The organism is Flavisolibacter nicotianae (assembly GCF_003628535.1).
Taxonomy (GTDB): Bacteria; Bacteroidota; Bacteroidia; order Chitinophagales; family Chitinophagaceae; genus Flavisolibacter; species Flavisolibacter nicotianae.
On sequence record NZ_RBCI01000005.1, the window covers coordinates 164,433 to 180,407 of the forward strand.

The window sequence follows — 15,975 nt, forward strand, 5'->3', positions numbered from 1 at the left end:
CAGCCCTTAAAAGTGATGGGATGATACCGACTGTGACTATTGCACATTTGCTAGGACATACGGCGTCCATTTCTCGCTGCTTTGGTTGCTATTTACCACGCTATCGATAAAGGCCATGCCCCGGATACCTTCGGTGATCGACGGAAATTCAATCACGCTGCCGTCAACTGACGTGTTATTTAGTTTGGCAGAAAGTGTCAGGATGAAATTGCGGTAAATATTTCCAAACGCTTCCAGGTAGCCTTCCGGGTGCCCGCCAGGTGTACGGCTGTTGTGTTTGGCAATGTCAGTCAGAAAACCCGTGCCGGCACGGTAAACTTCTGTCGGCTTGTCCAGCCATTTCAGCAGGAGCGTGTTGGGTTCCTGCTGGTGCCATTCCAGGCCACCGTTTTCGCCATACACTTTAATGGTAAGATTATTCTCCTCACCGGCAGCAACCTGCGTTGCGGCCAGTACGCCTCTTGCCCCGTTATTGAACTGCAAAAGAACACTGCCATCATCGTCGAGCTGGCGTCCTTCCACCATTGTATTCAGATCGGCGCAAACCTGCGTTACCTGCAGACCGCTGATGTATTCGGCCAAGTTAAATGCATGGGTTCCGATATCACCCATTACGGCACTTTTACCACCTTTCTTTGGGTCCGTTCTCCAGGCAGCGCCCTGGTTGCCTTCACGCTCCAGAAGCTTGCTTAGCCATCCCTGGCGGTATTCTACGAACACTTTTTTGATCTTGCCCAGTGAACCGTTTTTGATCATCTCGCGGGCCTGCTTAACCATTGGGTAGCCCGTATACGTATGCGTCAGGCAAAGCAGACGGCCTGTTTCGGCCAGTTTTTCTTTCAACTGAAGTGCTTCTTCCAGTGTAAGGGTGATGGGTTTTTCTACCACCACGTGAAACCCTTTGTCCAATGCCATCATCGCCGGGGCAAAGTGGGCAAAATTGGGTGTGACAATGGTTACAAAATCCATGCGTTCTCCCTCCGGAAGCTGGCTTTCTTTTTCCAGCATTTCCTCGTAGTTTGTGTAAATCCGTTCTTCCGGCAGGAACAGGGAGCGGCCGCTATCAATCGCTATGTCTTTGTTGATACTTAACGATCCGCAAACCAGTTCAACCAATCCATCCATATTGGCGGCAATGCGGTGGATAGCCCCAATAAAGGCATCTTTGCCCCCGCCGATCATACCCATTCGTAATTTTCTATTCATAAAAAACAATATTTTGCTAAATATAAAAGATTCTGCTTTTTATAAACCCGTCAATAACGGCCTAGTTTGACGAAGTGGAAAATCTTTTTTGATTATTGTGCCGAATCGCAGCCGCTGTTAATCGGAAGTATCTGGGAATTTTTTGCTTTGGCTGCGGAAAGAAATCTGGTTATATCTGAAGGAAGGAAATAAATGTTTTTTAGAAATGGCATCGGTAAGTGCTCTCGAAAACTTTCGCCTTTCACGAACATTAAAAAGGCTCCTTGTAAAAGGAGCCTCGGTCTGCATCAGTTTGCAATACCTTACAAAATATCGTCACGCCCATCGTTTTCCGTCCTGTTCAGGCGTCTGTGCCCGGAAGCAGTGCCGCTTTTGCGACCCGTTTCCCTTGCTTCATCCTTGCTTCGCTCATGCGCCACACCCTTTTGTGACCCTGTGTTTCCCCCTTGTGAGGAAAGCTGGCGCTCCGGCTTCATGATCGCAAACCCACGTCTGGATTTTTCACTTGTTTGCTGTTTTTCCATCCTGCTACTTGTTTATAAGGTGATACGTATTACAAATTGTGTATTGGCTTCACAATCATGCAATTGTTATACCTCATAGCAGATTTGGTAGTTTGTTTTCGAAAGGAAGAAAAATGGGGAGAATTTGGTCCTGTCTGTCAATATGCCTGATGGCTGCCTAAAGTACTTAGCGTTCTACTACCCGATTATTCTAAAGATAGGAAAACCGTCTTAAAAATTTCTGAAAATTAATAAGCAAATTCAACACTGGCTTGCGTTTTCGCAACTGGAAGAAGTCATATTGGTCAGAACCTCTTCTGTTCCAAAACGAGAAAGAAAATTATGTTCTATCTTTTTGTTATAAAACTTCCACATTCGCTGGCCAGAGGAAAGCGGTCATAAAATCGAAACTGATTCCTGTCGTTCTTGCATTTTGAACCTATTGAACACAATTCCTGCCCCCGCGGCTTAAAACGACGTTTATTGTTTCTTGATGCGACCGTCTTCCATTTCGATTGTCCTTTTTGTGTGGGAAGCAAATTCCGGGTCATGGGTTACAATCAAAAGCGTTTGCCCGAATTTTCCGGAAAGCGTATTGAAAATGTCAAACACAATCTGGCTGTTTTTTTTGTCAAGGTTACCCGTCGGTTCATCGCCCATGATAATGTGCGGGTCGTTGATCAGGGCACGGGCAATTGCAACGCGTTGCTTTTCTCCGCCGGATAGCTTGTTGGGAAGTTTGTTTTCCAAATGAACGATATCCAATGCCGTGAGCCATTTACGGGCATTCTGTTCCACCTGCATTTCAGTCAAACGGTTTAGCTTCAGGCCGGGCAGCATTACGTTTCGCAAAACGGTAAACTCGTTCAGGAGATAGTGAAACTGGAAAACAAACCCGATCTTTTCGTTCCGGATTTCTGCCAGCCTGGCCGCCTTTTTCCCGGTAACCAGTTCATTGTCGATCAGCAGCTCTCCTTCGTAATCGGTATCCATCGTGGAGAGAATATAAAGCAGGGTCGATTTCCCGCATCCCGATTTCCCAACGACGGATACAAATTCTCCTTTGTTTACAGTAAAACTAATATCCGTCAGCACTTGCGTGTTGAGTTGTTCGTGAAACGATTTGCTGATGTGCCTTGCTTCCAGTATCGGTGTCTCCATACTATTTGCCTCTGATAATGACAACCGGGTCAATCCGTCCGGCCTTTGCAGCCGGGAAATAACCCGCCAGGTAAGTGGTTAGCAACGAAAAAAGAATCCCGATCATGTAATAAACCGGGTTGTAATTCACCGGGTAGGTTTTGATCGTCGGAAGGGCAGCCGTATTGAAAGGAATATTGTCGATGATGACCGACAGGCCATAGCCAAATAGCAAACCGGCCAGGCCGCCGAAAAATCCTATACTCAACGCAATCAGCATAAAGATTTGTTTGACGTCGCGGCCCGAAAATCCCGTTGCTTTCAGGATGGCGATCGTATCCATTTTTTCATAGATCATCATGTTGAGAATATTGTAAATACCAAATCCCGCCACGATCAATAACGTAATTCCTACCACGTAGGAGATAAGAGTGCGGATCGAGGTGCCGGTTTCAAATTGCGCATTTGCAGTCTGGATGTCTTCGGCCTGGATCCCAAAAAGATGGCGGTATTCTTTCGCCACGGCGGGGGCTATCGCAATATCGTTCAGGCGCACCTGAACTTCGGTTAAATAATTGGCCGGTTTGCCCAGCAGCTTTTGCGCCGTCGCGATGGAGGTAAAAGCAATCACTTTGTCAAGGTCATTGATGCCGGACTGGTAAAAGGCTACAACTTTTAACGGAAAGGTTTCACCTGTCGGCATGGTCACATAAACCATGTCGCCGATATCAACGGCAAGTTTATCTGCCAGTGCTTTACCGGGTACAATGCTGTTAGGGATAATGCCCAGGTTTTCCGCGACGCCTTTTGTAATGTAATCGAAAAAATGAAACAGGCTGTTTTCGGATTGCACATCAATCCCGTTAATCGTCGCTGCAATGCGGGTATTGCCTTCGTTGAAGAAAGCCGGGGTATTGATCTTTTGTGAAATGCCTTGTACCCTTGAATCGGCCCGTAAGGTGCGCAGGATGGCGCTGCTGTTATACAGCTCCTCGCGGCTGTTGGCAGTCTTGATGGAAGAAATAAAATGATGCGCTCCTTTGTATTGCGGGACCAGCGTGATGGGTTGATTGGGATTTTGCTGGATCTCGTTGAACAATCGTACATGTGGCGTACGGTTGATGATCAAATTATCCAAAAGCTTGTTTAAGCCGGTCATAAAGCTTAACAGTGTAATGAACATCGTGATGCTGAAAGTCACGCCAATGGCTGCTACCAGTGTCTGCTTCAGGCGGGCCAGCAGCAATGCTTTGGCGATGTCGAAGCTTAGTTTTTTTTTCATTGCTCCGGTTTTTGAATGATGTCATCTTTGCCGATTCCCTGGAGCACCTCCGCTTTTTGATAGTCTTTTAGTCCCACTGCCACTTTACGTTTTTCGCCGCCCTTCAACAACACATAGCTGTCGTCAATTAAATAATCTCTTGGAATGGTGATCGCATTTTCTCGGCTGTTGATCAGGATATTGGCTTCTGCAGTCAGGTTGGGATAAAGGGAAGGAGGGGATTTCGTAAAAGCCGCTTCAATCGTCACGGATCGCGAACGTTCGTTCATGATCGGCTCAATCTTCGTAACGATACCATCGAAAGCTTGTCCTTTGTAACTGTCCATGCTCACCAGCACTTTTTGGCCGGGTTTTATTTTCGCGATATCGTATTCATCCACCTGCAGTTCCAGTATAAAATCTTCGCTATTTCCAATTACGGCGATCGGCACTTGCGGACTCACCACTTCACCCACTTCTTTGTCAAAGCTGTAAACCGTTCCGTCCTGTTTTGCCCGAACGATGTAATCACCGGCAACGGTTGAACTGATTTGCAAATTCTTTCTAGACTGTTTTTCGTTCAGGGTCAACTGCTGCTTCAACTGGCGGTAGCGCAGGCGGGCCGTTTGGTAGGCCGTCGCCGAATTCTTTACAGCAAGCTGGCGTTGCTCCAGATCGTTGCGGGTGCCAATGCCGCTATTCCAAAGTTTTGCCTGGCGGTCGAGTAGCAGGGAATCGTTTTGCAACTTTGTTTTCGCCAAATCAATGTTAGCCTCCGCTTCCTGCAGTTTGTCCAGGTTGGCCTGAACCGTGGAATATTGTGCCGAAATGCCTGCGGCCTCCCGGCTGAGTTGCGACGTTTCATTCACCAGCGACACCAGCGGGTCACCTTTATGAACCATTGTACCTTCGGTGACATGCACCTGCCGTATGATGCCGGGCACGGGAGAAAAGGCTTCATACTGGTTTTTACTTTTTACTTTCCCCGAAGCGTAAACAGATTCAGTGATCGTTTGCACAACCGGCCTGGTAGTTTCGTGTTTTTGCCTGCAGGAAAAGAAGAAAAGCAGGCAGAAAGACCAACGGAACAATTTCATTCTTCAAATATAGAAAGTGGGCCAGTCAAACGGAACTGACAAAGCTCATTGCCGGAGATGAAACCTGTTGGCCCAATTCACGAACCAGGCTTCGTTTGTCCATGCAAGATTGTTTGGTTTACGGTCCCATTCAGGTTGGAAATTCGGCCTATCCCGTCCGGCATTTGACATTTCGCTAAATTTCAGATCAGAAACACGAAAAAAGCGATGAACTGGTATTCACTCGACAGGGAAGAAGTTTTCCGGAAAACCGGTTCCTCCACCGAAGGGCTTTCCGACCGTGAAGCTGCACAGAAACTGGCGGAATTCGGACCCAACCAGCTTATTGAAAAAAAGAAAACGCCAGCCTGGCTTCTTTTTGTCAACCAGTTCAAAGACCTGATGATCGTGATCCTGGTCGTAGCGGCCGTGATTTCGGGTATTGTGGGCGACAGTGCCGATACGGTAATCATTCTCGTCATCGTTTTTCTCAACGCGATAGTTGGTTTTGTGCAGGAATACAGGGCGGAAAAAGCAATGGACGCCCTGAAAAAAATGGCGGCCCAGCACAGTCTTGTATTACGCAATGGCCAGGTTCACACCCTGGATGCCGCCGTACTGGTCCCGGGTGATGTGGTGTTGCTCGAAGCCGGAAACACGGTGCCGGCCGACCTGCGCCTGACCGAGGGGCAAAGCCTGAAAATTATGGAAGCTTCACTGACGGGGGAATCGCTTTCGATAGATAAAACCGTGGAGGCCATCCCTGCCGGAGACTTGCCCCTGGGCGACCAGGTAAACATGGCGTTTAAAAACACGCAGGTCACCAATGGCCGTGGCAAGGGAGTGGTCATTGCCATAGGAATGGAAACGGAGATCGGTCGGATTGCTTCGATGCTACAGGAAAAAGTAAGCCCGACGCCTTTGCAGCAGCGGCTGAACGATTTCGGCAAAAAACTTTCTTACCTCATTCTTCTGATCTGTGTCGTGTTATTTGTTGTGGGGCTGCTTCGCGGCGAGGAGCCGGTACGCATGCTGCTGGTGTCCATTTCGCTTGCGGTAGCGGCTATACCCGAAGCCCTTCCTGCACTCATCACGATTGCACTTTCGCGAGGAGCTGCAAGGCTGGTGAAAAAGAACGTGCTGATACGCAAACTCACGGCTGTTGAAACCTTGGGTTCCGTCACTTACATCTGTACGGACAAGACGGGCACACTGACCGAAAATCGCATGACGGTTGTGCAGGTCAACCCGGCCGAAACGGAAATGCCTCCGCCAGCCACTGATTCTATGCTCGAGCTGAGCATGGCACTCAACCACACCGTCATTTGGCAGGAGGATGACTGGCTGGGCGACCCGACAGAAATTGCCATGGTGCTGGCTATTCAAAAAAAATATTCCCCTGCGCTTTACGAATCGGTGCAGCAAAATTTTGAACGGGTTGGTGAGCTGCCTTTCGACTCTATCCGCAAGTGCATGACCACGATTCACCGGTACGGAGACCGGTACCTGGTGATCACAAAAGGTGCAGCGGAATCCATCGTCAGCCGGTTACAGGAAGAAAACGAAACGCCTCTTGAGGAAGCAGGCCGGTTGGCTTCGCAAGGCCTGCGGGTGCTGGCGTTTGGCTACCGGCTATTGCCGACGTTGCCGGAGGAACTAACAGAAGAGTCCATCGAAAAAGATCTCGCTTTTGCAGGTCTTGTTGGAATGATCGATCCGCCGCGGGAAGAAATCAGGACGGCCATTGCCGAATGCAAAACCGCAGGCATTCAGCCCGTGATGATTACCGGCGACCACCGGGAAACGGCGGCGGCAATTGCCCGAGAGATTGGACTGTTGACCAAAGGCGGGTTGGTGGTTACCGGCGCTGAACTGGCCGCGATGGACGAAGAAGAACTGGCATCGAACGTGGAAAAAATCCGGGTTTATGCACGGGTGTCGCCGGAGCAAAAATTGTCGATCGTGAAAGCCTTGCAGCAAAAAGGCCATTTCGTTGCGATGACCGGGGATGGTGTGAACGATGCGCCGTCGCTGAAGCGGGCCAACATCGGCATCGCCATGGGAATCACGGGAACTGACGTAACAAAAGAAGTAGCCGACATGATTCTCCTGGACGACAATTTTGCGACCATCGTTCGGGCCGTTCGCGAAGGGCGACGCATTTACGACAACATCCGGCGGTTTGTTAAATACATCATGACCTGCAACAGCGCCGAGATCTGGACCATTTTCCTGGCGCCGTTCCTGGGCCTGCCCATCCCGCTTTTACCCATTCATATTCTTTGGATCAATTTGGTGACTGATGGCTTGCCGGGGCTTGCGCTTTCGGCCGAAAAGGCGGAAGAAAAAATCATGGAAAGGCAACCCAGGAAACCCGATGAAAGCCTGTTTGCCGAAGGCATCGGTTACCATATTGCGTGGATGGGATTATTGATGGCTTTTTTGACGCTGGGCACACAGGCCTGGGCCATTCACGCCGGCGATGCCCACTGGCAAACGATGGTCTTTACGGTGCTCACCTTTGTGCAACTGGCGCAGGTTTTTTCCATTCGCAGCGACGACAATTTCATCTACAAAAAAGGCTTTTTCAGTAATCCCTTTTTGACTGGCGCCATCCTGCTGACCGTTGTCCTGCAACTGGCAGTGATTTATCTTCCGGTTGCCAACCGCCTGTTCCGCACAGAGCCACTCAGTCTGAGCGAACTGTCCGTTTGTACAGGCGTTGCCGTCGTTGTGTTTCATGTGGCGGAGTTATCGAAATGGTTCAGGAAAAAATGGAAAAACCGTCAAAAAAAATAGTACGTTCATTTATTGCTTTCAACGTTTTGCGACCCGCCAGTTTTGATAAATACCTACCGCTGATTTTCGTTTTTGCTATCGCTCTTCGACCTGCCCAGCCCTTGACTTGCTGCAGTGATGAAAGTCAGCAGGCCGCGTAACCACCATCATAGGCATGGCTATAGGGTGGCGGTAGGTTTACAAAAACGTTTTATGGAAAAGATCATTGTCGTGATCAATTCACATAAACCTAATGTTGCTTCCATTGAATTTGCCTGCCGCATGGCCCAATTAACAGGGTCGAAGCTCACCGGACTTTTTATTGAAAACATTTATTTTGAATACAGGCCTGCCGGCGGCAATGCCGGTTTGGGAATTGACGCGCCGGTGCAAAAAAAAGAAACCGTTCTTGCTGCCGGCACCGGTGCTGCCATCCAGCAGTTCACGGATATCTGTCACAGGAACAGCCTCCAGCCGGATGTATACGTGGACAAAGGCGAGCCGATCCAGGAAATCATTTTCGAAAGTCGCTATTCCGACCTCCTCATCGTCGATCCTGCAATTAATTTTTACAACCTGCAGGAGAATTTGCCCACCCATCTTGTGAAAGAAGTGCTATCTGGTGCGGAATGTCCCGTGCTTCTGTCGCCGGAGGTTTTTCACCGGATCGATGAAGTCGTTTTTTGTTTCGATGGAAGTGCGTCGGCTGTATTCGCGCTGAAACAGTTTACATACCTGATGCCCCAGTTGCATGACAGGAAAGCCGTTTTACTGGAGATCAACTCCGGCAAGCAATACGAGGACGAAAATTACCACAAAGTGCTGCACTGGCTTCGCGGACATTATGCCTTTGCGACCAACCTGCGGCGACCCGGCCAGTCGCAGGACGGGTTGTTTGACTACCTATTCAGGAAGCAAAACTGCATTGTCGTGCTGGGCGCCTATGGCCGTGGTCTTTTGTCGCGTTTCTTTCGAAAAAGCACGGCCGATAGGCTGATCCGCACAATTGATCTGCCCCTGTTTATCACACATCATTAAAAGCATACCATGAAAAAGTTTATCGCTGTTTTCGACGGACTGAGTTTTAAGGAATCAACGCTGCAGTACGCTGTTTCGCTGGCCAAAGGTGGCAACGTACACCTGGTTGGCGTTTTCCTCGAAGATTTTACACGCCATAGTTATAGCTTCCGCCAACTGGCTACCTACGAAGGAGAAGACAAGGAAGCTTACCTGCATAGACTCAATGAAAAAGATGAAGAGCAACGGGAAGAAAGCATTCAAAAATTTCAACAGGCCTGCGAGACGGCCGAACTGAATTTTTCCGTTCATCGCGACAGGAACATCGCTTTGCAGGAACTGCTTGAAGAATCCATTTACGCTGACCTGCTCATTATCAATTCCGGTGAAACCATAAGCCGCTTTCACGAGGGACCTCCGTCACGCTTTATTCGCGATCTGCTCGTTGACGTGCAATGCCCTGTGTTGCTGGTACCGGAGTCCTATCATTATTTCAACCGCATTGTGCTGCTTTACGATGGCGAACCGTCGTCGGTGTACGCAGCCAAAGCGTTCAGCTACGTTTTTGACAGCTATAACTATTATGAAACCGTGGTGCTGACAGTAAAAACAGAAGACAACCCGATCCAGGTACCCAATAATCGGCTGGTTAAGGAATTTGCCCGCCGGCATTATCCAAAGGCAGAGTACGTGGTGATCAAAGGTGAGCCTGAGGAAGAGATTGTTTTTTACCTGCAACGCGAAAAGAAAAGCCCGCTGATTGTGCTTGGCGCCTACCAACGCGGCCGTCTTTCACGGCTATTCCGGGCCAGTATGGCAGACCGTTTGCTGAAACATGTGAAAGCACCGCTTTTTATTGCACACAACAAATCCTGAAGCCATGTTCCTTCATATCCATGATCAATTAATCTTAAGCGAAGTACAGGAGCGGTTCACCGAATGTTTTCCTTCGCTGAAACTGGAATTTTATTCGGAACAACACAAGCGATTTGAACCGACAGAAAAGGCGTTTCAACTAAACAACCGGCTGCGTGTTGGCGATGTGCGCAGCAATCACCAGAACGGCGCCCTGGAAATCAAATCCTGGTACACGGTTGCCCGTGTGGAAAAAGAACTCAGCGAAAGTTATGGTTTGAATGCCCAGGTTTTCCGTTGCAATAAAGACGGTCGTTGGGTGCAAACCTCGCTGAGCGACTCGCTGACCCTGGCGGAGCAAAGCGAGTTTAGCTACAATGAAAAACTGAACGAAGGCCGATAGCTAGCCGTTTCCTTCAGTGCAGAATTTTAATGTTACAATCGGTGCGGATAGCATTAGAAACGTGAAACAACACAACGTCATACATACCCTGCAAAAGCGGTATCACAACCTGAACCGGTACCGCCCCGATGTACTGGAAGAATTCGACGTGGAAGCGATCCACCGGTTCCGGCTCGAAATTAAAAAACTGCGTGCCTTCTTGCGCCTGTTGAATGGGAGCGGCGAGCAACAGAAAGGTCTCCGGATAGGGAGAAAACTTCGTGACTTTTACCATGCTGCAGGGAATGTTCGTTGCCTGCAATTGCAAAAAGAAATGGTGTTGCAGTGGTGCCGGCAGTTCCATTACGCGGAACCTTTGGCCTACCTGGCCATTCTTCACCAAAAGGAAGAAGAAGCAAAAATTCTTGTCCGTGAAGAGGGGCAGCTTCTTTCCCTAGAAAAAGAAGAGAGCCGCGTGCTGAAAGCTGCCCACCACGGGTTTGATGACCGGTTGGAGCAAGCCTTCGTGGCCCTGAAAAAAGCAGCGCTGGTGCAGTTTCTTTCAGCGTTTGAGCTGAACGATGAAACACTCCACTCCATTCGGAAAGTGCTGAAAGACCTTCTTTACGTATGGAACTGGATTGGGCCTTTTATCGAAGAGGCCTTCGATCCAAAACATTTTAACCGGGATGCCTGCATCAAATTGACAGACCGCCTGGGCGATTTCCAGGATCTTTGCATTGCGATGACATTTTTGACAACGGACTATCTTGATGCGGTTCCGAACCGGCAAGAAAAGACGGTCTTGCAGCGATTGCATACATATTGCGTCGGGCGCAAAGCGGACGTAAAAAAAGAAAGTATTTTTCTGCTGCAACCGTTGCGTAGTAGCCTGCTCTGTTCTGACCGGCTGCCGGCCGTTGTTTCAACTTCTTCTTTTCAACTCTTAAACAATTCGTTATGAAAGACATTCGCCGTAGGGAAGGAATGCCGGCATGGATGCCAAAGAGGAAGAGCCATTTTTGGTTGCTGACCCTGGTGATGCTTGCCGTTTTGTTTGTCGTTTTTTACTTCTTCCTGCGCAACAAAGCGCATTGACTTCTTCCTGCTCAATCATTCGCTACACTACTGACAATTTTCATAGAGGTAGATGACTGCTGTCACCCCGGAGGCAGGCTGCCAGGGATAGTTTTGTGAGGTGTATTGGCTTTTCTTCCCACAAAAACCCAGAGAATGAAACAGAACATGAATGTCATTGAGCGAATTGTGCGGTTGTTCATTGCCGCCCTGTTTGGGTTTTTCCTGCTGGTGACTCATCTCGCGGTGGGGTGGGCGGTAGGGTGCCTGGCGATTGTATTCTTTTTATCCGCAACGGCAATCCTGGGCATGTGCCCTTTCTACCGGTTTACCGGCATGGACAACGTTTCGCAAAAAAAGTCAAGCCCCTCTGCCGGAACGTCTTAACAAAGTACCCTTTGAGATATTCTTAACGATCAAAAATGCAGCTATGAAGTTGAACATCACAAAGGACACCTCAACCAGGGAGATCAAAAAGCAGTTTGAAGAGGTTTTCCCGAACCTGAAACTTCAATTCATGTGCGAAGAGCCATCACTCGCCGAACTTGCCGTTGCGGGCAGGAATTTACGTCCTTCCCATCAGCGGGACCAGCCGTGCTGCCAGGTAAGGGAAGGCGTGTTTACCTTTACACCTGCACTAACAGTGGCGGAATTCAGGAAACGCATGAAAAAAGAATTTGGCCTTGGTATTCGTTTGTTCCGGAGCGAGGGTAACCTGCGGATTGAAATCGATGGAAACAGCCAGCTTAGCCTTGTCAGGCAAAATGCCATTGCCAGGGCAGCCAGCAAGCCTCCACGGTTTAACATCAACAGCCTTTTCCTGTAAAGTACATTCCCGGTTCAGCCGCCGCTTTTCGACTCTCTCAGGTGTAAATTGAATGCCGTGTCAGGAAAACCTTTTACCACATCGATCAGTGGTCTTTCGGAATCTGCGGCGCAACAGCGGCTGCTTCAATTCGGAAAAAATGTTCTACGCCTGAACGAGACCAAGCGACTGCTCTGGATACTGCGCGACGTGGTAATGGAACCCATGTTCCTGTTGCTGGCTGTAGCCTGCCTGTTTTATTTCCTGTTGGGTGAAATGTCCGAAGGCTTTATGATGGTTGCAGCCCTAATTTTCGTATCGGCTATTTCGGTTTACCAGGAAGTAAAAAGCGCCAATGCGCTGGCTGCGCTCAAAGAATTAACCGAGCCCAATGCGACGGTCATCAGGGACGGCGAAAAAAAAGAAATCCCCTTACAGGACGTCGTACCCGGCGATTGTATTGTTGTGGAGGAAGGGGACAAGGTGCCGGCCGATGCAAAGGTTATCCAATTGAACGACCTGAGTGTAAACGAAGCCATTCTTACGGGTGAGCCGTTTCCGGTTGAAAAAGACACGGTGGATAACAACCTGCTTTACCAGGGTACCGTCGTCAATTCGGGACGCTGCCTTGCTGAAGTAGTGGCGACGGGCAGCAATACAGAATTGGGCAAGCTTGGAAAGTCCATTTCTACTTATGCCGAAACCAAAACAGCCCTGCAGCGGCAGGTCGACCTTTTTGTGCGGCGGCTGGCCGGTTTTGGAATCATTGCTTTTTTCCTGATATTTTCCATCAACTACTGGCATGGCAACAGTTTTATCGCCAGTTTCCTCTATGGGCTTACACTGGCCATGTCGGCGATTCCTGAAGAAGTTCCAGTTGCGTTTTCGTCATTTATGGCCCTTGGGGCGCATGCCATTTCCAAACTTGGTGTCATTACACGCCAACCACAGGTGGTCGAAAACCTGGGTGCGGTCAATGTGATCTGCCTCGACAAAACAGGTACCATTACCGTCAACAAAATGACCGTAGACACGGTTTTTCATTTTCCATCAGCAAGCCTGTCGAACCGCGATCACCTCACAGCAGAGGCAGCCGACGTTCTACTGTATGCCGGCCTTGCCAGCGAGCGATCGCCGTTTGATTCGATGGAGAAAGCCATTGTGGAAGCATATGCAGCCACAGGACAGGCATTGCCGCAATGGCCGATGGTAAAAGAATATCCTTTGCAGGGACACCCGCCGATGATGACACATGTGTATCAAACCGGATCGGGCGTTTTGGCTACTGCAAAGGGTGGCATGGAAAGATTGGTGGCGGTGTGCAAACTGGCGGCCGCTCAAAAAGAAAGTGTGATGCAGGAAGCACAACACATGGCGGCCAAAGGTCACCGCGTATTAGGCGTTGCGATGGCGAGAATCAACAGCAATACCTTTCCGGTACACCAGGATGATTTCCCCTGGACCTTTATCGGGTTGCTTTCGTTGAACGATCCGCCCAAGGTTTACGTTCGCGACGTGTTGCAGGAATTATATGGTGCAGGGATCACAATTAAATTGCTGACAGGCGATCATTTGCAAACGGCTGTTTCCGTGGCGGATACAATTGGCATGGACAAGGGCAAAACGGTTTTTACAGGCGACCAGGTGCTGGATGCAGGCGAAGAATCGCTGGAGACCATGGTTGTCGAATCCAATCTTTTCACCCGTATGTTTCCCGAAGCCAAATTGCGGGTCATCAAAGCGCTACAAAAAAAAGGCGACATTGTTGCCATGACCGGCGACGGTGTGAATGACGGTCCCGCATTAAAAGCCTCGGACATAGGAATAGCCCTGGGCAAGGAAGGAACCGAAGTGGCGCGGCAGTCGGCCGACTTGATCCTCACCGACGATGACCTGCGAAAAATAACCACGGCGATCCGGCAGGGACGAAAAATTTTCAGCAACTTTAAAAAGGCGGTGCGATACATCGTGTCGATCCACATCCCCATTATCCTTGTTGCCGCGCTTCCGGTATTGTTCGGTTGGAAATATCCCAACATTTTTACCCCCATTCACGTGATCTTCCTGGAACTGATTATGGGTCCGACCTGTTCGATCTTTTTTGAAAGGGAGCCAGCGGAAGCTAATATAATGCATGTGCCGCCGCGAAAAAGAGATGCCTGGTTGTTCGAAAAATCTGAATTGCTTATCAGCATTATCCAGGGGCTGGCAATCGCGTTTGGCGTTCTCCTGTTGTTTTATTCATATGCCGGGGAAGGGAATCAACTCACGGAAGTGCGGACGGTTGTTTTTACCACGCTTATTCTAAGCAATATTATTCTGACATATGTTAACCGGTCGTTTGAGCAAACGTTGGCAACAACCGTTAAGTATAAAAATAGCCTCGCATTACCCGTGTTCCTGCTGTCGCTGCTTTTCCTTTTTTTGCTACACTTTGTTCCACCGGTACAGCAGTTGTTTGGTTTGTCTCCCATCACGGTCACAACATTTTTCGTTTGTTTATTCACCGCACTTGTTTGCACAGGTTGGCTTGAATTGTACAAAGCTGGCCGGTACCGGTTGCGCAGCCGCCCTGACCACAAACATGCCTTCTGATGATAACGGTTCTCGGAACCGGCATGCCGGAAAAAATAGCTTTGCCCTGTTAACATTATTCAATCACCTGAAAAAAGATTTGTATGGCTACCAGATCACTGACAAGACCCGCGCTGATGCCCAACGTATTTGAAGATTTCTTCAGGCCGATGAGCCAATGGTTCGACGACAGCCGGAACATGAACAGGATTGCAAATGTTCCTGCCGTCAACATTAAAGAAGACAACGACAAATACATGGTCAGCCTTGCGGCGCCGGGACTCAAAAAAGAGGATTTTAAAATCAACGTTGAAGAAAACGTATTGACAATTTCTTCCGAAAAAGAAGAAAGCAAGGAACAGAAAGAAGACAACTACAGCCGTCGCGAGTATAGTTATTCCTCTTTCACCCGCAGCTTCTCGCTGCCGGATGATGTAAAGCAGGAAGCAATCGATGCCCGCTACGAAAACGGTGAATTAAGGCTAACGCTGCCCCGTAAAGAGGAGGCCAAAAAAGCCATGCTTTCCAAAAAAATCGATGTGAAATAAACGTCCTGGCTTCTCTTTCTGTTTGCAACCCTGCTGCTTCGTCAGCAGGGTTCTTTGCGGTTTCGCTTCTTTGGTCCTGCAATAAAGTTCGGAATGACAACTCGACGTTGCATCCGGGTTTTGTTCTTATCCATTGGTTTCAGGTTGCTAACGAAGGACGCTATGAATAAGTATTTTTCCCCGGACCAGTTCCCGCATCCATTTTTTCGCGAGGCCGAAAGCTGGCAGCAGACGCTGACTTTCCAAAGGGACGAACTCCTGTATTTTCAAAACAGGCTGGGCGAGGTAATTAATGCCAGCTCCAATCCAAATTCGTTGCTCGTGGCGGAGCAATTCCAGGAAGAATTTTTGGAACAGGAGAGGATCATTGACTTTATGACGAGCGAACTAAATAACCAGCTTCAGTTGCTGCAAAAATCAGTTGATAGGGGAAGTGGCATTTCTGCCGCGGCTGAAGAAGGTCAGCTGAACCTGCGGCGTGAATTTGCGAAGGCAGAAGAATTGTTTACGCATTCGAAAGCCAATTTTATGGTTTACATCCAAAGCATATTTTAACGGGTGGGCGGTTTATCTTTAATGGGCCCGATGACGACAAACAGGCATTTAGCTGAAATTGATCATGCAAAGATGTTGTCCGTTAACCGTAACTTCGGTTTGTCTAATTCTAAGAAGGCAACGCAGAAAAAGACCAGGCTGCTTTACGGAATCAGTCCCTGCTTTTTCGCCAACGCAAACAACCAAATGCACATCAAT

16 protein-coding genes are annotated in these 15,975 nt (G+C 48.9%); 11 read left to right on the forward strand and 5 right to left on the reverse strand.

The features are described 5' to 3' along the window. Positions 1-36: 36 nt before the first annotated feature. From D6024_RS15430 to D6024_RS15450, 5 genes are all read right to left on the reverse strand, one after another. The gene (locus D6024_RS15430) at positions 37-1,206 is read right to left on the reverse strand and encodes a Gfo/Idh/MocA family protein (RefSeq protein WP_121355540.1); all 1,170 of its coding nucleotides are present in this window, start codon (positions 1,204-1,206) and stop codon (positions 37-39) included. A gap of 302 nt (positions 1,207-1,508) precedes the next feature. Then, a complete protein-coding gene (locus D6024_RS15435) occupies positions 1,509-1,730 on the reverse strand; it encodes a general stress protein (protein ID WP_121355541.1) in 222 nt (73 codons plus the stop codon). Positions 1,731-2,189: 459 nt separating this feature from the next. Next, complete coding sequence (locus D6024_RS15440) at positions 2,190-2,870, reverse strand: ABC transporter ATP-binding protein (protein WP_121355542.1); 681 nt, start codon at positions 2,868-2,870, stop codon at positions 2,190-2,192. A gap of 1 nt (position 2,871) precedes the next feature. After that, entirely contained in the window at positions 2,872-4,131 is a 1,260-nt protein-coding gene (locus tag D6024_RS15445; protein WP_121355543.1) for an ABC transporter permease, read from the reverse strand. Further along, positions 4,128-5,129 carry an efflux RND transporter periplasmic adaptor subunit gene (locus tag D6024_RS15450; RefSeq protein ID WP_240410052.1) on the reverse strand — a complete coding sequence of 334 codons (1,002 nt, stop codon included), beginning with the start codon at positions 5,127-5,129 and terminating at the stop codon, positions 4,128-4,130. The genes D6024_RS15445 and D6024_RS15450 overlap by 4 nt, the downstream gene beginning before the upstream one ends. A gap of 285 nt (positions 5,130-5,414) precedes the next feature. On the opposite strand from D6024_RS15450, the gene D6024_RS15455 reads away from it, so the two are divergent. From D6024_RS15455 to D6024_RS15500, 11 genes are all read left to right on the forward strand, one after another. Continuing rightward, positions 5,415-7,985 carry a cation-translocating P-type ATPase gene (locus tag D6024_RS15455; protein WP_121355545.1) on the forward strand — a complete coding sequence of 857 codons (2,571 nt, stop codon included), beginning with the start codon at positions 5,415-5,417 and terminating at the stop codon, positions 7,983-7,985. A 192-nt stretch (positions 7,986-8,177) separates the two neighbouring features. Then, entirely contained in the window at positions 8,178-9,002 is an 825-nt protein-coding gene (locus D6024_RS15460) for a universal stress protein (protein WP_121355546.1), read from the forward strand. Positions 9,003-9,011: 9 nt separating this feature from the next. Then, entirely contained in the window at positions 9,012-9,857 is an 846-nt protein-coding gene (locus D6024_RS15465; protein WP_121355547.1) for a universal stress protein, read from the forward strand. Positions 9,858-9,861: 4 nt separating this feature from the next. Then, positions 9,862-10,239 carry a hypothetical protein gene (locus D6024_RS15470; protein ID WP_121355548.1) on the forward strand — a complete coding sequence of 126 codons (378 nt, stop codon included), beginning with the start codon at positions 9,862-9,864 and terminating at the stop codon, positions 10,237-10,239. 61 nt (positions 10,240-10,300) lie between these two features. Next, entirely contained in the window at positions 10,301-11,182 is an 882-nt protein-coding gene (locus D6024_RS15475) for a CHAD domain-containing protein (protein ID WP_162944789.1), read from the forward strand. Next, complete coding sequence (locus D6024_RS26755; RefSeq protein ID WP_162944790.1) at positions 11,179-11,316, forward strand: preprotein translocase subunit YajC; 138 nt, start codon at positions 11,179-11,181, stop codon at positions 11,314-11,316. The genes D6024_RS15475 and D6024_RS26755 overlap by 4 nt, the downstream gene beginning before the upstream one ends. 135 nt (positions 11,317-11,451) lie before the next feature. Further along, complete coding sequence (locus tag D6024_RS15480) at positions 11,452-11,682, forward strand: YgaP family membrane protein (protein ID WP_121355550.1); 231 nt, start codon at positions 11,452-11,454, stop codon at positions 11,680-11,682. 43 nt (positions 11,683-11,725) lie between these two features. Continuing rightward, the gene (locus D6024_RS15485) at positions 11,726-12,121 is read left to right on the forward strand and encodes a hypothetical protein (protein WP_121355551.1); all 396 of its coding nucleotides are present in this window, start codon (positions 11,726-11,728) and stop codon (positions 12,119-12,121) included. Positions 12,122-12,178: 57 nt separating this feature from the next. Beyond that, a complete protein-coding gene (locus D6024_RS15490; RefSeq protein WP_162944791.1) occupies positions 12,179-14,695 on the forward strand; it encodes a cation-translocating P-type ATPase in 2,517 nt (838 codons plus the stop codon). Between the two features lie 83 nt (positions 14,696-14,778). Further along, entirely contained in the window at positions 14,779-15,222 is a 444-nt protein-coding gene (locus D6024_RS15495; protein WP_121355553.1) for an Hsp20/alpha crystallin family protein, read from the forward strand. 162 nt (positions 15,223-15,384) lie between these two features. Next, a complete protein-coding gene (locus D6024_RS15500; protein WP_121355554.1) occupies positions 15,385-15,777 on the forward strand; it encodes a hypothetical protein in 393 nt (130 codons plus the stop codon). Positions 15,778-15,975: the final 198 nt, after the last annotated feature.